17 protein-coding genes are annotated in these 17,172 nt (G+C 65.4%); 3 read left to right on the top strand and 14 right to left on the bottom strand.

The window, feature by feature from the left end:
- Positions 1–7: 7 nt before the first annotated feature.
- Positions 8–658, bottom strand: a complete 651-nt coding sequence (locus AAFG16_RS25015; RefSeq protein WP_342729610.1) for a protein-L-isoaspartate(D-aspartate) O-methyltransferase — start codon at positions 656–658, stop codon at positions 8–10.
- 241 nt (positions 659–899) lie between these two features.
- On the opposite strand from AAFG16_RS25015, the gene AAFG16_RS25010 reads away from it, so the two are divergent.
- Positions 900–1,271, top strand: a complete 372-nt coding sequence (locus AAFG16_RS25010) for a response regulator (protein ID WP_283079070.1) — start codon at positions 900–902, stop codon at positions 1,269–1,271.
- 3 nt (positions 1,272–1,274) lie between these two features.
- Here AAFG16_RS25010 and surE read toward each other — a convergent pair whose 3' ends face one another.
- The 12 genes from surE to AAFG16_RS24950 form a co-directional block, all read right to left on the bottom strand.
- Entirely contained in the window at positions 1,275–2,042 is a 768-nt protein-coding gene (gene surE / locus AAFG16_RS25005; RefSeq protein ID WP_283079069.1) for a 5'/3'-nucleotidase SurE, read from the bottom strand.
- Positions 2,043–2,146: 104 nt separating this feature from the next.
- Positions 2,147–2,509: a hypothetical protein gene (locus tag AAFG16_RS25000; RefSeq protein WP_283079068.1), complete on the bottom strand. Its 363-nt coding sequence runs from the start codon at positions 2,507–2,509 to the stop codon at positions 2,147–2,149.
- A 158-nt stretch (positions 2,510–2,667) separates the two neighbouring features.
- Entirely contained in the window at positions 2,668–3,999 is a 1,332-nt protein-coding gene (gene serS / locus AAFG16_RS24995; protein ID WP_342729606.1) for a serine--tRNA ligase, read from the bottom strand.
- Positions 4,000–4,197: 198 nt separating this feature from the next.
- A complete protein-coding gene (gene tatC, locus AAFG16_RS24990; protein WP_235546241.1) occupies positions 4,198–5,010 on the bottom strand; it encodes a twin-arginine translocase subunit TatC in 813 nt (270 codons plus the stop codon).
- Entirely contained in the window at positions 5,007–5,528 is a 522-nt protein-coding gene (gene tatB / locus AAFG16_RS24985) for a Sec-independent protein translocase protein TatB (RefSeq protein WP_342729604.1), read from the bottom strand. The genes tatC and tatB overlap by 4 nt, the downstream gene beginning before the upstream one ends.
- A gap of 88 nt (positions 5,529–5,616) precedes the next feature.
- A complete protein-coding gene (locus AAFG16_RS24980; protein WP_027559334.1) occupies positions 5,617–5,853 on the bottom strand; it encodes a twin-arginine translocase TatA/TatE family subunit in 237 nt (78 codons plus the stop codon).
- Between the two features lie 167 nt (positions 5,854–6,020).
- Positions 6,021–6,773: an SMC-Scp complex subunit ScpB gene (gene scpB / locus AAFG16_RS24975; protein WP_027559335.1), complete on the bottom strand. Its 753-nt coding sequence runs from the start codon at positions 6,771–6,773 to the stop codon at positions 6,021–6,023.
- Positions 6,774–6,794: 21 nt separating this feature from the next.
- A complete protein-coding gene (locus tag AAFG16_RS24970) occupies positions 6,795–7,634 on the bottom strand; it encodes a ScpA family protein (protein ID WP_025036467.1) in 840 nt (279 codons plus the stop codon).
- A complete protein-coding gene (nagZ, locus tag AAFG16_RS24965) occupies positions 7,631–8,659 on the bottom strand; it encodes a beta-N-acetylhexosaminidase (protein ID WP_342729597.1) in 1,029 nt (342 codons plus the stop codon). The genes AAFG16_RS24970 and nagZ overlap by 4 nt, the downstream gene beginning before the upstream one ends.
- Positions 8,660–8,705: 46 nt before the next feature.
- Positions 8,706–10,295: an SPOR domain-containing protein gene (locus AAFG16_RS24960; protein ID WP_342729595.1), complete on the bottom strand. Its 1,590-nt coding sequence runs from the start codon at positions 10,293–10,295 to the stop codon at positions 8,706–8,708.
- Positions 10,296–10,435: 140 nt separating this feature from the next.
- A complete protein-coding gene (gene argS / locus AAFG16_RS24955) occupies positions 10,436–12,226 on the bottom strand; it encodes an arginine--tRNA ligase (protein ID WP_342729593.1) in 1,791 nt (596 codons plus the stop codon).
- Between the two features lie 9 nt (positions 12,227–12,235).
- Positions 12,236–13,444 (bottom strand): deoxyguanosinetriphosphate triphosphohydrolase, encoded by a 1,209-nt coding sequence (locus AAFG16_RS24950; protein ID WP_342729591.1) that lies wholly within the window; start codon positions 13,442–13,444, stop codon positions 12,236–12,238.
- Positions 13,445–13,566: 122 nt separating this feature from the next.
- Between AAFG16_RS24950 and erpA the strand changes: the two genes are divergently transcribed.
- Complete coding sequence (gene erpA / locus AAFG16_RS24945; protein WP_027559340.1) at positions 13,567–13,896, top strand: iron-sulfur cluster insertion protein ErpA; 330 nt, start codon at positions 13,567–13,569, stop codon at positions 13,894–13,896.
- A 6-nt stretch (positions 13,897–13,902) separates the two neighbouring features.
- Here erpA and AAFG16_RS24940 read toward each other — a convergent pair whose 3' ends face one another.
- Complete coding sequence (locus AAFG16_RS24940) at positions 13,903–16,233, bottom strand: ATP-binding protein (protein ID WP_342729587.1); 2,331 nt, start codon at positions 16,231–16,233, stop codon at positions 13,903–13,905.
- 136 nt (positions 16,234–16,369) lie between these two features.
- Between AAFG16_RS24940 and xth the strand changes: the two genes are divergently transcribed.
- The gene (gene xth / locus AAFG16_RS24935; RefSeq protein ID WP_283079060.1) at positions 16,370–17,167 is read left to right on the top strand and encodes an exodeoxyribonuclease III; all 798 of its coding nucleotides are present in this window, start codon (positions 16,370–16,372) and stop codon (positions 17,165–17,167) included.
- Positions 17,168–17,172: the final 5 nt, after the last annotated feature.

Raw genomic sequence — 17,172 nt, 5'->3', positions numbered from 1 at the left:
CGGAATTCTACAGCTCCCGCGCCACGCCGGGTAGCGCCGGCACGAAGCGGACCTCGACGAGTTCCTTGCGCTCGATCCCCGCTTCGGTCCGGGTCAGGCGGATCAAGGTCTGTACGCCCTGATGTGGGCCGACCGGGGCGATCAGGATGCCACCGACCTCGAGCCGCTCGACCAGGTTCTCCGGCAACTGCTCCACCGCGGCGGTGACGATGATGCGATCGAACGGGCCGATATTGGGTGGCAGGTTGAGACCGTCGCCGAGCATCACCTCGACATTGTGACAGCCGAGCTTTTCGAGCCTGGCGCGCGCCGTATCCGCGAGCTTGCGATAACGCTCGACCGTCAGCACCTGCCCTGCAAGCCGCGACAGCACCGCGGCCTGATAGCCCGAGCCAGTGCCGATCTCGAGGACGCGGTGCTGCTTCTGGAGCTGGAGCTGCTCGGTCATGTAGGCGACGACGAAGGGCTGGCTGATGGTCTGCCCGCAGGCGATCGGCAGCGCACTGTCGCGATAGGCGCCGTCGCGATCGGCCGCGTCGACGAATTCGTCGCGCGGCACCTCCTCCATGGTCCGCAGCACCGCCTGATCGCTGATGCCCCGACGCCTCAGCGTGAGCTGAAACATCATCTTTTCCGGTGGGTGCTGATTGGGGGTCATCGCTGCTTGTGTCGTTTCGTCAGATCCGGATCGTCGCGCCCATTGCTAAGACCCGCGCCAAGAATCTTGTTCCTGCTCAGGAACCCATGATAACTTTTTTGCCGAGGTATTTGACCACAAATTGGCTTGCAGCGGCCTGAGCGCAAAGGCCATTTTCAGGCGTCCGTCCGCCGAAACGCGCATTGCGTCGATTCGCGTTATCTGCGAACGTTTTCCGCAAATGGGCAAGGACTCAACGACAATGGCTGCGACAGGGCTTTCGGGCCGCTCTGTATTCCTCGTCGAGGACGAGGTGATGATCAGGATGATGGTCGCGGACATGCTCGAAGAGCTCGGTTACAAGGTCGCCGCCGAGGCCGGCGATATCACCGAAGCCATGCGGCTCGCCCAGGCGACCGAGTTCGACATCGCCATTCTCGACGTCAACGTCAACGGCAAGGTCATCTCGCCGGTCGCCGACCTCATCAAGGCGAAGGGCTGCCCGTTCATCTTCGCCACCGGCTACGGCTCCTCCGGCCTGCCCGAACAGTACCGCGACCGGCCGGCGCTGCAGAAGCCGTTCCAGCTCGACGCGCTCGGCAAGACAATCGAAGCCGCGCTTCGCGGCGGCTAGCTGCTATTTCAGCGTCGCGCTCAGCGCTTCGGAAAACGCCTCATTGGTGCGGTCGAGCCGCAGCGGCGTGACCGAGACGTAGCGCTCGCGCAGCGCCGCCAGATCCGTGCCGTCCGCCGGCGTATCCATCATCGCCGCGCGCTCGAAGCCGATCCAGAAATAGGGATTGCCGCGGCCGTCCCTGCGCTCGTCGATCTTGAGGAAGCCGAGATTGCGCTTGCCCTGGCGGGTGACGCGGATGCCCAGCACGTCCTCCGGCGCGCAGGCCGGGAAATTGACGTTGATGACGGTATCCTTGGGGATGCCGGCAGCGATCACTTTGCGCAGGATGTCGGGGCCGAACTTCCGAGCGGTGTCCCACGGCGGCCGTTCGCGGGTCTCGACGCTGAACTCCTGCGACAGCGCGAATGACGGCAGCCCCAGGATGGTGCCTTCGAGCGCGCCGGCGATGGTGCCGGAATAGACCACGTCCTCGGCGACGTTGCGGCCCTTGTTGACGCCCGACAGCACGAGGTCCGGCAGCTTGGTGCCGAGGATATGCCGCGCGCCCATGATGACGCAGTCGGTCGGTGTGCCGCGCACGGCGAAGTGCCGCGGCCCGACTTCGCGCAGGCGCAAGGGATCGTTGAGCGACAGCGAATGTGACACCCCGGACTGGTCGAGTTCGGGCGCGACGACCCAGACGTCGTCGGACAGCGCCTGCGCGATCTCCTCCACGACCTTGAGGCCGGGGGCATGGATACCGTCGTCATTGGTGCAGAGAATGCGCATGCGAAAGGTCGTTTCCTGAAGCTTGGTCCGAGCCGTCTTATCCGGCTATGGCCGATCAGGCAAACCGGACCGCTTGAAGCACGGCCGGGTTCCCGGAGCGCCAACTACCGGCGGATGCGCCATTGCGGCAGGAAGCGCGCGAGCCGCCCCTCAGCCCGCAGCTTCATCGCCGGCACGACCGCGCTCACGACGGGAGCCTCGATCACGCCGAGCGCCTCCAGGTGCGCGACGATCGGGTCCGCGCTCGGCGACTGCGGAAAACGTTCGCGTGCCACCGCCAGCGCCTTGTCGAAGTCACCGGCATTGACCCCGGGCTTGGCCCGCCGGCTCTGCACGAGATCGTCGTCCCAGAGCCGCACGATCTCGATGTCGAGCACACCGCGCAGCCGCTGGTCGACGGCTTGGATGCCGGCACCCGTCACCGCCCATTGTCTGCCGACCCAGAAAATATCGCGGTGCAAGGCCATGAACAGTCGGGTTCGCATTGTCGAGTGGCCGGCAGGATAACCGGCCGCCCGATCTTCGCAACCAAACGTTTCTCTGGTTTCAGGCGAGCAACGCGCAATTCTTGCTTGACGCGTTTTCTTTGCGCGAACTGGTATCCACTTCGCTAGAAAAACGAGCTTTAGTCGCGCCCGACCACTTTCAAGCCGCCCATATAGGGCTGCAGCACATCAGGCACGGCGATCGAGCCGTCCTCCTGCTGATAGGTCTCCATCACGGCGATCAGCGCGCGGCCGACCGCAGTGCCGGAGCCGTTCAACGTATGCACGAAGCGCGGCTTGCCGTCCGGCCCGCGCGAGCGCGCATCCATGCGCCGCGCCTGGAAATCGCCGCAGACCGAGCAGCTCGAAATCTCGCGGAACATGCCGCCCTCGCCCTGCCCGGGCATCCAGACCTCGATGTCGTAGGTTTTTTGCGACGAGAAGCCCATATCCCCTGCGCACAGCGTCATCACGCGGTAGTGCAGGCCGAGCTTCTGCAACACCTGCTCGGCGCAGGACAGCATCCGCTCCAGCTCGTCCTTGCTGGTCTCGGGCGTCGTGATCGAGACCAGCTCGACCTTGGTGAACTGGTGCTGCCGGATCATGCCGCGGGTGTCGCGCCCGGCCGCACCCGCCTCGGCGCGGAAGCACGGCGTCAACGCGGTGAGGCGCATCGGCAGCTGCTTCTCGTCGAGAATGGATTCGCGCACGAGATTGGTGAGCGAGACCTCCGCGGTCGGGATGAGGCCGAGGCGCTCGGTCTTCAGCCGCTCGTGATCGGGCGATGCGAGCAGCTCGCCCTTGATCGCCCAGAACTGATCGTCCTCGAATTTCGGCAATTGCCCGGTACCGAACATCACCTCGTTGCGCACCAGCAGCGGCGGATTGATCTCGGTGTAACCGTGCTCATTGGTGTGCAGGTCGAGCATGAACTGGCCGATCGCGCGTTCGAGCCGCGCCAGCCCTTTCTTCAGCACGACGAAGCGCGCGCCGGAGAGCTTTGCCGCCGCCTCGAAATCCATGTAGCCGAGCGCGGTGCCGAGATCGTCATGCAGCTTCGGTGTAAAGCCATAGCTGCGCTTGTTGCCGAACACGTGGTGCTGCACGTTGCCATGCTCGTCGACGCCATCGGGCACTTCGTCGAACGGAATGTTCGGGATCGCGGACAGCTCTTTCGTCAGCTCCTCGTCGGCCGCCTTCGCGGCGGCTTCGAGCTCCGGCATCGTGGTCTTGAGCTCGGCGACCTCGGCCATCAGCGTGGCCGCGCGCGCCTCGTCCTTGGCTTTCTTGGCGTCGCCGATTTCCTTGGAGGCCGCATTGCGCCGCGCCTGCGCCTGCTCCGAAGCCAGGATCGCGGCACGCCGCCGCTCATCGATCGCGAGCAGCGAGGCCGACAACGGCTTCAGCCCACGCCGGGCAAGGCCGGCGTCGAAGGCTTGCGGATTGTCGCGGATCGATTTGATGTCGTGCATGGGCCGTGGTCCTGGATCAGCGCGTAAACGTACAACTTCGAATGTTGACAGTTTAACTTGGCGCGCCTCCCCTAGCACAGCTGTCATCATCCGCGAAGGCGGATGATCCAGTATTCCAGAGACGAGAGTGATTCCTCGAAAGGCCGCGGCGTACTGGATTCCCCGCCTTCGCGGGGAATGACAGCGGAGCTAGCCGTCCTACTCGGCCGGATTAGCCGGTGTCGACACGTCGGTACCGGTGGCTTGCGACGAGGCCGCCGCCTTCTTCTCCACCATCGCCACCGCGATGATCGAGCCCTCGTAGAGCGCCAGCAGGGGAATCGCGAGCGAGCACTGGCTGAGCACGTCGGGCGGGGTCAGCACGGCCGCAATGACGAAGGCGATGACGATGAAATAGCGGCGCTTCTCGCGCAGCATCTTCGAGGTGATGATGCCGATGCGGCCGAGCAGCGTCAGGATCACCGGAAGCTGGAAGGCGATGCCGAAGGCGAAGATCAGCGACATCATCAGCGACAGATATTCGCCGACCTTGGGCAAGAGCTGGATCTGCGCGGTCTCGTCGCTGCCGGCCTGCTGCATGCCGAGCGAGAAGCGGACCAGCATCGGCAGCACCACGAAATAGACGAGCGCCGCGCCCAGCACGAAGAAGAACGGGGTCGCGACCAGATACGGCAGGAAGGCCTGCTTCTCGTGCTTGTAAAGCCCTGGCGCCACGAACTTGTAGATCTGCGTCGCCACGATCGGGAACGAGATGAAGCCCGCGCCGAACAGCGCAAGCTTCAACTGCGTGATGAAATATTCCAGGAGCGCCGTGTAGATGAACTTGGAATTCTCGGGCCCTGCGACCCACACGAACGGCCAGACCAGCACGTTGTAGATCTGCTTGGCGAAGAAGAAGCAGAAGATGAAGGCCACGCCAAAGCCGAGCAGCGCCTTGATCAGCCGCGAGCGCAGCTCGATCAGATGGTCCATCAGCGGGGCTTTGCTGGCCTCGATATCGGCGTCGGTCATGACGCTTTGGCGTCCTTGATCGCCTCGGATGGCGCGGTGTCCTGAGTGACCGGGGTCTGTGCCTGCTCGACCTCACGGGTGATGGCGAGCGGTTCGTTCACGGCCGCATGCGCCTCGGCTTCCAAGAAAGTTTCCGGCGTCGGGACTTCCGGTGTGGTTGGCGTCGCCGGCGTTTCACTTGAAGTCGCCGGCGGCTCGACAGCGGTCGTCGTCGGTGTCTCGGCAGGCTTGTCGAGCGCATCGACACGGAGCGCGTCGCTGACATCCTTCTGGAGCGAGGTCAGCGGATTGAACCCGGTGGCGGCTTCCTTGACCTCGTCAAAGCTCTTCTTGAGGTCGGCCACCTCGGCCTCGCGCATCGCTTCCTGGAACTGGCCCTGGAATTCGGCGGCCATCTTGCGCGCCTTGCCCATCCACTGCCCGACCATGCGCAGCACGCCCGGCAGCTCTTTCGGGCCGATGGCGATCAGGGCCACGACCCCGATCAGGACCAGTTCACTCCACCCGATGTCGAACATGAGGTCTTCCGTTCACGCGAGGCCGCTGCCGGCCCAATCCCTTGCGCGCAGGATCGGGCCGCTACCCGCGTCTCGCGTGCTCTCTGGCTCAGACGGCCTTGCTGCCGACGTCGGAGCGCGCCGCGGTCGGCGCGGCATTGTGCTCGATGGACTTGGCCGGCTCGGCGGGCTTGTCGGCGGGCTTGTCGTCGTCCTGCATGCCCTTCTTGAACGCCTTGATGCCCTGCGCCACGTCGCCCATCAGATCCGAAATCTTGCCGCGGCCGAACAGCAGCAGGACCACTGCGATCACCAAGATCCAGTGCCAAATGCTGAGTGAACCCATCCTGCAACCCTCCAAACGCGCATGGCCGGGGACCCGGCCGATCTTTACCGAAACCTAGGCTTGGCGGGTGTCAAAAACAAGGACCAAGGCAGCGCCAATTCTCTGTTGGCGCTACGTAATCTTGCTAGTGTTAACTGGTCGCAGGTAGCCCGTGACGGGCCGGGACGTCACTCTTCAGCGCCGCCTTCGCCACCACCCTCATTGCCGCCTTCCGGCGCTTCGGGCTCGACCGCGGGCGCCAATGCGAGATCAAGGTCCTCGCCCGGTTCCAGCGGATCCTCGTCCTCACGCAGTGCCGGGTCGTCCGACGGCGTCGGCACGCTGAATCCGGTCGGCAGACGCGAATCCAGCAGGCCCGTGCCCTTCAGCTCTTCCAAGCCTGGCAGATCGCCGAGCTGTTCCAGGGTGAACTGCGACAGGAAGTCCTCGGTGGTTCCGAAGGTCAGCGGGCGGCCGGGCGTCTTGCGACGGCCGCGCGGCTTGATCCAGCCGGTCTCCAGGAGCACGTCGAGCGTCCCCTTCGACGTGACGACGCCGCGGATCTCCTCGATCTCGGCGCGCGTCACCGGCTGGTGATAGGCGATGATCGCCAGCACCTCGATCGCGGCGCGCGACAGGCGGCGGGTCTCGTGGCTCTCGCGCGTCATCAACCAGGCGAGATCGCCGGCGGTACGGAAGGTCCATTTGTTGGCGACGCGGACGAGGTTCACGCCGCGCAGGGCGTAGTCGGCCTGGAGCTGCTCAAGCGCGGCCTTGACGTCGACGCCCTCCGGCATGCGCTTGGCCAGCGTCGCGGTGTCCAGCGGTTCACTCGAGGCGAACAGCAGCGCTTCGAGCAGCCGCAATTCTTCGGGACGTGCCTGGGATTCGTTCTCCATCGGCTCGGCCTCTTCTACCCGCACTTCAGCCAGGCTTGCCATGGCAAATTCTCCTTCTTGCACTTAAGCGACCGGCGCGTCGGGCGCAGGAGCTGCGTCCGGAACCGGTTTAGGACGCCCCTTCCGGAAATAGATGGGCGCAAACGCCTCTTTCTGGTTCAGCTCGAGCTGACCTTCACGCACGAGCTCGAGCGCGGCGGCGAAGCTCGAGGCGAACACGGTGGCGCGCTGCGTCGGATCGGCGACGTGCCGGATCAGGAAGTCGTCGAGAACACCCCAATCATCCTGCTCGGTGATGCTGCCGACCAGCCGCTCCAGCGTGGCGCGCGCTTCCGCGAGCGACCACACCGTGCGCTTGGCCAGATGCACGCTCGCCAGCACGCGCGACTGGCGCTGTGCGGCATAGGCGGTGAGCAGGTCGTAGAGCGTTGCGGTGTATTTCGGATGCTTGATCTCGGCGATCTGCTCGGGCTCGCCGCGCGGGAAGATGTCGCGCTGCAATTGCGGCCTGTTCATCAGCCGGTTGGCGGCTTCGCGAATGGCTTCCAGACGGCGCAGACGGTTGGCGAGCGCAGTCGCCATCTGCTCCGCGCTCGGCCCTTCCGCACTCGGCGGCTCCGGCAGCAGCAGGCGCGACTTCAGGAAGGCGAGCCAGGCCGCCATCACGAGGTAGTCGGCGGCAAGCTCCAGCCGGATCTTTCGCGCCGCCTCGATGAAATGGAGGTACTGATCCGCCAGCGCCAGGATCGAGATCTTGGCGAGATCGACCTTCTGCTGCCGCGCCAGCGCGAGCAGCAGGTCGAGCGGGCCCTCATAGCCCTCGACGTCCACCACGAGCGCCGGCTCGCCCTCGGCGAGCTCTGCGGGCCGCCCGGTTTCAAACGATAGGATTTCTGCGGTCATGCGGATGCCGTGTTTGCCCGTGCGATCAATGCGTCCAGCTCAGTGCGCGCGGCCGCACGATCGAACGGCTGCGGCGGCTTGCGCGCCGCAAGCGCGGCTTTCGCCCGCTCCAGCGCCCTGCCCGACAATTCGGACGTCTGAGCGGCAACCTCGCGCATCTCCTCGATGTTGCCGTTGCAATGCAGGGCCATGTCGCATCCAGCCGCGAAGATGGCGCGGGTCCGCTCGGCGATCGTGCCCGCCAGCGCGTTCATCGACACGTCATCACTCATTAACAAACCCTGGAACCCGATTGCGCCACGAATCACCTGAGCAATCATTGTCGCAGAAGTCGTCGCCGGATGGGCAGGGTCGATGGCGCTAAACACAACATGTGCAGTCATGGCCATCGGCAGGTCCGCGAGCGGCCCGAACGCCGCGAAGTCGGTCCGTTCGAGTTCGTCCCGGGACGTGTCGACGGTCGGCAGCTTGAAATGGGTGTCGGCGGTGGCCCGCCCATGGCCGGGGATGTGCTTGAGGACCGGCAGCACGCCGCCCTGCTCCAGGCCGTCGGTGACCGCGCGCGCGATCGCCGCGACCTTGTCGGGCGAGGTGCCGTAGGCCCGGTTTCCGATCACGGCATCGGCCCCGGACACCGGCACGTCGGCTAGCGGCAGGCAGTCGACGGTGATGCCGAGATCGGCCAGATCGGCCGCGATCAGGCGGGCGCTGAGCCGTGCAGCGGTGAGCCCGAGCGCCGAATCAGTGTCGTACAGGGTGGAGAATACGGCGCCGGGCGGATAGACCGGCCAGTGCGGCGGCCCCAGTCGCTGCACCCGTCCGCCCTCCTGGTCGATCAGGACGGGAGCATCAGCGGTGCCTGCAACAGCTCGCAATTCCCCAACCAGCGCAGTGACTTGCGCAGGTGTCGCGACATTGCGCTTGAAGAGGATGAAACCCCATGGGCGTTCGCTGCGGATAAACTCCCGCTCGGCGGCGGTCAGTTCCGTTCCGGAAACGCCGGTAATGAAGGCCCGCGTGCTCATAAGGGCCGATTAACCCTGCCCCGCGAGGGGGTCAAGGAAACGGCCGTTAATTCCTCTGGACGAAGCAGGCGGACAGGCCTGCGGACTTCAGGCTGTTGCAGGCCTGCGTCGCTTCCTCGGCCGATCCATAGGGACCAGCGAAGGCGCGGTAGACGATGCCCTTGCCCTTGTCGGTGAGGTCGACCCGCTTGACCACCGGGGCGCGGGAGCCCAGCACGCTGCCATACTTGCTCTGAAGCACCCGGTAGGAGGCGTGAGCGCTCTCCTCAGTCTGCTGCGAAGAGACCTGTACGACGTAGCCGCCACCGCTGCTGCTGGCGGGCGCGATTTGTGTCGGGGTGGTCGCAGCCATCCTCTGCGGCGGCTCGGCAGGCGCTGCCTGCGGGGCCAGTGACATCGGCTGATTGGCGCTGGCATTGGCCGAGGTCGGCGGATTGCGCGGCACGGCAGGTGCCGCGGGCGCTGCGACGGGCTTCGGCGCCGTTGCCGCAGACTTGGCGGCCGCGGCTTGCGGCGCCGCGCTATCGGTCTGATCGCCCCGCACGGCCACGGTCCTGATCGCGCGCGGCGAATTGTTCGGCATCGTACCGTTGCTCGGCACTGGACCAGCGCTCGGCGGCACCGCGGAGGGCGAGACGCTCGCTACCGACGGCGGATTGGCGTTCTGGTTCAGCGGCGGGAACACCACGCGGGGACCGCTGGCCTTGGCGTTGACGTCGACCGGCGCCTCTTCGCGCGGCACGATCTTCTCGGAGCCGTCGCCGCTCGCCATCCGATCCGGCACCTTGGCCGAGGAGTCCGCCGGCGCAGGCACGATCTTGGTCGGCGTGTTATCGGCCCGGATGACCGGCGGCTCGCCGCTGCGGGGCGAACCGACATAGGTCTTGTAGGCGAAGGCCGCGCCCGTGCCGACGACAGCGAGCGCGAGGATCGCCGCGACCGTCATCATGCCGCCGCGCTGCTTCTTCGGTGCATCCTCGTCGAGGTCGGCTTCGGGATAGTCGCTCTGGAATGCGTAGGGATCATCAGGATAGGCGGGATCGCGCTGATAGTCCTGCTCGCCCGCCTCCAGCCGTCCGTAGAGCGCATCGTCGTAACGCGACGGATCGGGCTGCTGATACGGCTCCTGATAGGCTTGCTCGTGGTGGGCCTGACCCGGCTGCTGGTAGGCCTGATCCTGGTAGGCTTGAGCCTGATGAGCGTGATCCTGGTAACCGTGATCGGGATAGGCCTGCGGCGGATGGTAATCAGGCGCAGGCGCGGCCGGCTGGGCTGAATAGCGATGCAGCGGATGAACCGGGCTCACAGAGACGGGATAATCGGGCTCGGGAGCCTGCTGCGGCTGCACGTTGGCGCGCCGAATCCATGATGGCGGCCCGGACGGAAGCGGCGGAGCCTGCTCGGCATAGTCCTGCTGATAGCCGTCCTGCGAATAATTGTCGTCCTGATAGCTCTTGGTGGACGCCGGCGCTGCCTGCGGACGGACACTGGGCGGCGACTGCGCAGCGAACGGATCGGTCTGACCGATCAGGCGGGCGAGCTCGGCCAAGGGATCGCTTTCCGTCTTCCCATGATGGTCGCCGCCGCGACCATAGTCATCGGAAGGAAACGGTCTGTCGTGATATCGTTCGGCCATCGTGATGATGCGTCCCTTCGGGAAAACCGCGCGCCCCTCGACCAAGGCACGGCTTTCGACCCACAAGGCTGTCAACCAAGTCTAAGCGGTCCGGCTTCTGCCGGTTACCCCCGAATTCCCCTTAAGTAGTTCGCCCCAAACTACCGCATCTCGTCCGGAGCATGGACGCCGAGGATGGCAAGGCCCGATGCCAGGACAGAGACGACGCCCTGGACCATTGCCAGTCGCGCCTTTGTAAGATCTGCATCATTATTGATAATGAAGCGTAAATAGGGCAAATCGCGCCCCTTCGTCCAAAGTGCGTGAAATTCGCTGGCTAAATCATAGAGATAAAAGGCAATTCGGTGCGGCTCATGGGCCGCGGCGGCGGCTTCCAGCATGCGCGGATAAATTGCGAGGCGCTTGAGAAGATCGAGCTCGACGGGGTCGGACAGCCGTTCCACCGCCGACTCACTGAGCCAGGCGATGCGCTTTTCAGTGTCCTCCGGCAGTTCCGGGAACACCTCCGCCCGGGCGTTGCGGAAGATCGAATGGCCGCGGGCGTGGCCGTACTGGACGTAGAACACCGGGTTGTCGCGCGACTGTTCCATGACCTTGGCGAGGTCGAAGTCGAGCACCGCGTCGTTCTTGCGATAGAGCATCATGAAGCGGACGGCGTCCTGGCCGACCTCATCCACCACCTCACGCAGAGTGACGAAGTCCCCGCTACGCTTGGACATTTTCACGGGCTCGCCGTTGCGCAGCAACTTCACGAGCTGGACGATCTTGACGTCGAGCTCGCCCTTGCCTGACGTCGTCGCCTTCACCGCCGCATGCATGCGTTTGATGTAGCCGCCGTGGTCGGCGCCCCAGACGTCGATCATCTCGGCAAAGCCGCGGTCGAACTTGTTCTTGTGGTAGGCGATGTCGGAGGCGAAGTAGGTGTAGGAATTGTCCGACTTGATCAGCGGACGATCGACGTCGTCGCCGTAGGCGGTCGCCTTGAACAGCAACTGCTCGCGGTCTTCCCAATCCTCGACCGGCGCGCCCTTCGGCGGCGGCAGGCGGCCCTCGTAGATGTCGCCCTTGGCCTTCAGGAAATCGATGGTCTCGGCAACCCGGTTGTTGCCGGTCTCGATCAGCGAGCGCTCGGAGAAGAAGACATCGTGGCGGATGTTGAGCGCGGCGAGATCGTCCTTGATCTCGTCCATCATCATCGCGATCGCCTTGGCGCGCACCGTCGGCAGCCACTGCGTCTCGCTCATCGCGAGCAGCTTGTCGCCGTGCTCCTTCGCCAGCGCCTGCCCGACCGGCTTCAGATAGTCGCCGGGATACAGCCCTTCCGGGATCGCGCCGATGTCCTCACTGAGCGCTTCGCGATACCGGAGAAACGCAGAGCGCGCGAGCACGTCGACCTGAGCGCCGGCATCGTTGATGTAGTACTCGCGCGTGACGTCATGGCCGCCGAACTGGAGCAGGCTCGCCAGCGCATCGCCGAACACGGCGCCGCGGCAATGGCCGACATGCATCGGCCCGGTCGGATTGGCCGAGACGTACTCGACATTGACCTTGGAGCCGCCGCGGACGCGGCCGTAGTCGCTCCCCTCTCGCAGAACGGTGCGCAGCGCCTCGGCCCAGGCCACCGGCTTGAGCGTCAGATTGATGAAGCCGGGGCCGGCGACGTCGACCTTGGCGATCAGTTCATCGGCGCGGAGCCGCTCGGCGATCTGCTCGGCGAGATCGCGCGGCTTTGCCTTTGCCTCTTTCGCAAGCACCATTGCGGCGTTGGTCGCCATGTCGCCATGGGAGGCATCGCGGGGCGGCTCGACCACCACGCGCGAGAAATCGATGCCCTCGGGCCAGTTGGCGTCCGCCGCGAGCGCGCGGCAGGCGGCGTGCACGCGTGCGAGCACGTCGGCGAACAAATGCAGGGATGAGGATGTCTGGGGCATGGGCGCCGCCTAACGCAAATCCGGGGTCGAGTCAAAAAGCCGCTGGTGCTCGGTCAGGGCGAAACGGTCGGTCATTCCGGCAATGAAATTGCCGATCCGCCGGGCCCGGTCGCCCTCATTGTCCGCCTCCGCCCCCGTGAGCCATTCCGGCGGCAGCTCGGCCGGCGATGTCAGGTATTTGGCGAACAGGTCAAACAGGATCTGCTCCGCCTCCCCCATCACCCGCATCACCCGCTTGTGGCGGTACATGTGCTGATAGAGAAAGCGCTTGATGGCGGCTTCCTCCTCGGCGACCGCGGCCGGGAACGCGATCAGCGCCCTGCTCTGCTGGCGCACGTCCTGGGCCGATTGCGGCTTGACGGCATTGAGGTTCTTCTGCGCCTCCGCAAACACCGCGCCGATCAGGTGCGAGATCAGCTCGCGTACCAGCTCAGCGCCGCGCCTGACGTCTTCGAGATCGGGATAATGGGCCGAGGTCTCAGTGATGATCTCCGCGGTGAGCGGCATCACCTTGAGGTCGTCGAGATGGAACAGGCCGGCGCGCAGGCCATCGTCGATGTCGTGGGCGTCATAGGCGATGTCATCGGCGATCGCGGCAACCTGCGCCTCCAACGAGGCGAAGCTCCACAATTCGAGATCGTAGGTCTTGATGTAGTCGGCGATGCCGACGGGGACGCCGTGCTCGCGATAGCGCCCGACCGGCGCGCCGCTGCGGTCGGTCAGTGGGCCGTTGTGCTTGACGATGCCCTCCAGCGCCTCCCAGGTCAGGTTCAGGCCGTCGAATTCGGGATAGCGGTGCTCCAGCGCGGCGACAACGCGAAGCGTCTGGGCGTTGTGGTCGAAGCCGCCGAACGCCTTCAGGCAGGCATCCAGGGCCCGCTCGCCGGCATGGCCGAACGGCGGATGGCCGAGATCATGGGCGAGCGCCAGGGTTTCCGTGAGGTCTTCGTCCAGCCCGAGCTGTCGCGCCAGCGCCCGGGCGATCTGCGCCACCTCCAGCGAATGGGTCAGGCGGGTGCGGTAATGGTCGCCCTCATGGAACACGAACACCTGGGTCTTGTACTTGAGGCGGCGGAACGCGGTGGAATGGATCACCCGGTCGCAATCCCTCCGGAACGGGCTGCGGGTCCGGCTCGGTGGCTCCGCGACCAGCCGGCCGCGGCTGCGATCGGGATCGCAGGCATAGGGCGCGCGGGGGGCTGCCATTCCGACGGACACGGCGAATTTAGTCCCGATCCATTTGATTCTGCGTATGGTGGCACTTAACTATGTCGGACGCGGGATACCAACTGAATTGGGCAAGTGAACCTGGTATGACGCGGGACTATCGGAGACCAGCAATGACCACTGCCGTGACCATCAGCGACCGCGCCGCACGCCGGATTGGGGAGATCCTCAAGGGCGAAGGCACAGGTGCGATGCTGCGCATCTCCGTCGAGGGTGGCGGCTGCTCCGGCTTCCAGTACAAGTTCGACATCGACCGCGACCGCACCGACGACGATCTCGTGATCGAGCAGGACAATGCGGTGGTGCTGGTCGATTCCGCCTCCCAGCCGTTCCTGGCGGGCTCGCAGGTCGATTTCGTCGATGACCTGATCGGCGCCTCGTTCCGCGTCAACAATCCGAACGCGACGGCATCCTGCGGCTGCGGGACCAGCTTCTCGATCTGACGGGCTTCAAGCGCCCGTCATCTGCCTTTCCTCGTCCGTCCATTCCACGTCAACCGGCATGAGCTCCGGCTGAAGCGGCGCGTCTTCCGACATCGTGTGGCCGTCCAGCGCCCGCAGCAAGGCTGCGACCAGCGCCGGCTTGCGCAAGGGCTTTGCCAGAAAGTCCGACATGCCCGCCTCGCGGCAGATCTTGACGTCCTCGGGGAAGGCATTGGCGGTCAGCGCAACGATCGGTAAGGCGTCGAAGCGGCCGCCTTGCGCGCGGATCGCGCGGGTGGCTGCAAGGCCGTCCATGTCGGGCATGCGGACGTCCATCAGCACGACATCGTAATCGCCCTCTGAGGCCGCCGCGACGGCCTGGACACCGTCGGTCACGACCTTCAGCTCGACATCGAAGGCACCCAGCATCTTGCTCACGACCATGCGGTTGACCGCATCGTCCTCGGCGACCAGCACCTTGAGCGGCCGGTCGAGCCCAACGATGCGCGCCTTGAGTGCTTCGGCCTCGTCGGCGCCGGCCGCCTGGTCGGATGCCTGCGCCTGGCTCCATGGCAGCACCAGCGTGAAACGGAAGGTCGAGCCCTCGCCCGGCATCGAGGTGACGCCGATGGTGCCGCCCATCTGCTCGATGATGCGTCGCGAGATCGCAAGCCCCAGCCCGGTGCCGCCGAAGCGGCGGCTGATCGAGGCGTCGGCCTGGGCGAAGTCGCTGAACAGCTGGCCGACCTTCTCGGGCGCGATACCGATGCCGCTGTCGGTCACGGTCCATTCGACCGTGGCGAGCAGGTCGCGGCGCGCCTGGCAGGTCGCAGCGATCGTCACCTCGCCTTCATCGGTGAACTTCACCGCGTTGGAGGCAAGGTTGAGCAGCACCTGGCGGATGCGCGCGATGTCGCCGCGCAATGTCGGCGGCAGGTTCGGATCGAGCTCGACCTTGACCGCGATCCCTTTGCCCTTGGCGCTCGCGCGCGCGACCGTCGCAACGGTTTCGACCAACGCCTGCGGCGCGAAGTCGATCGCCTCGAACTGGAAGCGGCCCGCCTCGAGCTTGGAGAGGTCGAGGATGTCGTTGAGGATGCGCTGGAGATTGTCGCCGGACTCGCGGATCGTGGTGACCGCCTCGCGCTGCTCCGGATCGAGCTTGGTTTCGAGCAGCATGCTGGCGAGGCCGAGCACACCGTTCATCGGCGTGCGGATCTCGTGGCTCATGACTGCAAGGAAATCCGACTTGGCGCGGCTCTCGGCCTCGGCCTTTTCGGCGCGCCAGCGCTCGGTGACGTCGCGGCCGAAACCGCGATAGCCCAAAAATTGCCCGTCGCGGTCATAGGCCGGCTTCGCGGTCAGCGACCACAGTCGCGCCTCGCCGCCGGCGACGACCTTGAGGTTCATCTCGTGCAGAGGCTCGGCATGCTCCATCAGGCCGACGACGTTGTAGGCGGCCGCCTTGTCTTCTGGGCACAGCATGTCGAGCACGTCGGCGAACAGCGATCCTTTCAGCAGCGGAAGCGGTAGCTGCGCGACGTCGGCGAAGCGCTCAGGCACGTCGACCAGATGGCCTTCGGCGTCGGTCTGCCACAGCCAGTCGCTGGCGGTCTCCTGAAAGTCTTTCAGCAGCAGCGAAATGATCTCGGTCTGTCGCTCGAGCTCGAGCCGGGCCTTGAGGTTGTCGAGGAACAGATTGCCATGCGAGACGATGTTGCGCGCCATGAAGAACGCGAACAGCAGCAAGAACACGGCGGTCACCAGATACGGCCCAGTGCCGCAGAGCAGCAGCGCGCCGGCGCAGGCGACCGTCATGGTGGCGAGATAGACGAGGCCGGCGCGCGGGAAGGTCGACAATGTGAAGGCGCCGCCCGACATCATGCCCACCATCAGGCAGGCCAGGAGGAGCTGGCTGGTCGGCTCGATGCGGCTGAACAGCGCCAGCGGCAGCGTGCCCCAGATCGCGGCGAGGAAGAACGCCTGCCGCAGCATCTGACGCGCGGCGCGCGGCGAGGCCTCCTGCGGCGGGTTCTGGTGCGAGCGGCGCCAGGCGCGCACGGCCAGCGAGGCGGTGACGGCAAGGGTCGTGCCCCAGATCGCGAGGAAATCGTTCCAGCCCCTGCCCCAGAACAGGATCAGCACGATGGCGACTTTGAGCATGGTGACGGCCATCGTCACCGGGATGGCCCGCGCCACCGCGTCGATCTGCTTGGCGCGGATCCGGCGCAGCTCGCGCTCGCTGAGCCCGGCGGTCAGGCCGTCCTCGATCTCGAAGCCCCCGAGCCAATGCAGGAACGCGCCGACCAGGCCGTCGCGCGGCTCAGTCTGTCCCAACGATTTATCCGGCCATCCCATCCGCGGAACCTTTTCCGTATCAATGGCCTGCGCCCTGCTTAAGCCGGGTTAATTTTGTGGGAGATTTTGCGGCGTCCTTGACGGGCGTGTTTGCAGTTTGTTCTAACCATGGCCCTTGGTCTGGAGCCTCGCCGACATGCCCATCAGAGTTGCCACCTGGAACGTGAACTCGGTCCGGCAGCGGATCGACCTGCTGCTGACCTGGCTGAAGGAATGCCAGCCGGACATCGTCTGCCTCCAGGAGATCAAGTGCGTTGATGAGGCCTTCCCGCGGCTGGAGATCGAGGCGCTCGGGTACAACGTGGTCACGCACGGTCAGAAGACGTTCAACGGCGTCGCCCTGCTCTCAAAACTCCGGTTCGACGAGACCAAGTCTGGGCTCGCCGGCGACGACGAGGACGTCCATGCCCGCTTCCTCGAAGGCGTGGTGACGCTCAAGCGTGGCGTCTTGCGCATCGCCTGCCTCTATCTGCCCAATGGCAATCCGGTCGGGACCGAGAAATATCCTTACAAGCTCAAATGGATGTCGCGGCTTCTTGAGTATTCGAAGGAGCGCCTCAAGACCGAGGAGCCGCTGATCCTCGCCGGCGACTTCAACGTGATTCCGCATGCCCGCGACGTCCACAATCCCGCGGCCTGGACCGAGGACGCGCTGTTCAAGGCCGAGACGCGCGAGAGCTTCCAGTCCCTGCTCGGCCTCGGCCTCACCGATGCCCTGCGGGCCGTGACCGACGAGGGCGGGCTCTACACCTTCTGGGACTACCAGGCCGGGGCCTGGCAGAAGAACCAGGGCCTGCGCATCGACCATCTGCTGCTGTCACCGCAGGCCAGCGACAAGCTCGCCAATGTCGGCATCGACAGCTATGTGCGCGGCTGGGAGAAGCCGTCGGATCACGTGCCAGTGTGGGCGGATCTGGATCTGGAGGCGGCGTAAGCGGC

Origin of the sequence: Bradyrhizobium sp. B117, assembly GCF_038969555.1 — a bacterium.
Lineage (GTDB): Bacteria > Pseudomonadota > Alphaproteobacteria > Rhizobiales > Xanthobacteraceae > Bradyrhizobium.
This window is presented reverse-complemented; position numbering and strand designations above follow the sequence as displayed.

Excerpts from the sequence above, each read along its gene's own strand:
- AAFG16_RS25010 (WP_283079070.1), top strand. The coding sequence starts at position 900 with ATGGCTGCGACAGGGCTTTCGGGCCGCTCTGTATTCCTCGTCGAGGAC.
- erpA (WP_027559340.1), top strand. The coding sequence starts at position 13,567 with ATGACCACTGCCGTGACCATCAGCGACCGCGCCGCACGCCGGATTGGG.
- AAFG16_RS25015 (WP_342729610.1), bottom strand. The coding sequence starts at position 658 with ATGACCCCCAATCAGCACCCACCGGAAAAGATGATGTTTCAGCTCACG.
- AAFG16_RS24960 (WP_342729595.1), bottom strand. The coding sequence starts at position 10,295 with ATGGCCGAACGATATCACGACAGACCGTTTCCTTCCGATGACTATGGT.
- surE (WP_283079069.1), bottom strand. The coding sequence starts at position 2,042 with ATGCGCATTCTCTGCACCAATGACGACGGTATCCATGCCCCCGGCCTC.
- AAFG16_RS25000 (WP_283079068.1), bottom strand. The coding sequence starts at position 2,509 with ATGGCCTTGCACCGCGATATTTTCTGGGTCGGCAGACAATGGGCGGTG.
- AAFG16_RS24970 (WP_025036467.1), bottom strand. The coding sequence starts at position 7,634 with ATGACCGCAGAAATCCTATCGTTTGAAACCGGGCGGCCCGCAGAGCTC.
- xth (WP_283079060.1), top strand. The coding sequence starts at position 16,370 with ATGCCCATCAGAGTTGCCACCTGGAACGTGAACTCGGTCCGGCAGCGG.
- argS (WP_342729593.1), bottom strand. The coding sequence starts at position 12,226 with ATGCCCCAGACATCCTCATCCCTGCATTTGTTCGCCGACGTGCTCGCA.
- scpB (WP_027559335.1), bottom strand. The coding sequence starts at position 6,773 with ATGGCAAGCCTGGCTGAAGTGCGGGTAGAAGAGGCCGAGCCGATGGAG.
- tatB (WP_342729604.1), bottom strand. The coding sequence starts at position 5,528 with ATGTTCGACATCGGGTGGAGTGAACTGGTCCTGATCGGGGTCGTGGCC.
- tatC (WP_235546241.1), bottom strand. The coding sequence starts at position 5,010 with ATGACCGACGCCGATATCGAGGCCAGCAAAGCCCCGCTGATGGACCAT.
- AAFG16_RS24940 (WP_342729587.1), bottom strand. The coding sequence starts at position 16,233 with ATGGGATGGCCGGATAAATCGTTGGGACAGACTGAGCCGCGCGACGGC.
- AAFG16_RS24980 (WP_027559334.1), bottom strand. The coding sequence starts at position 5,853 with ATGGGTTCACTCAGCATTTGGCACTGGATCTTGGTGATCGCAGTGGTC.
- nagZ (WP_342729597.1), bottom strand. The coding sequence starts at position 8,659 with ATGAGCACGCGGGCCTTCATTACCGGCGTTTCCGGAACGGAACTGACC.
- serS (WP_342729606.1), bottom strand. The coding sequence starts at position 3,999 with ATGCACGACATCAAATCGATCCGCGACAATCCGCAAGCCTTCGACGCC.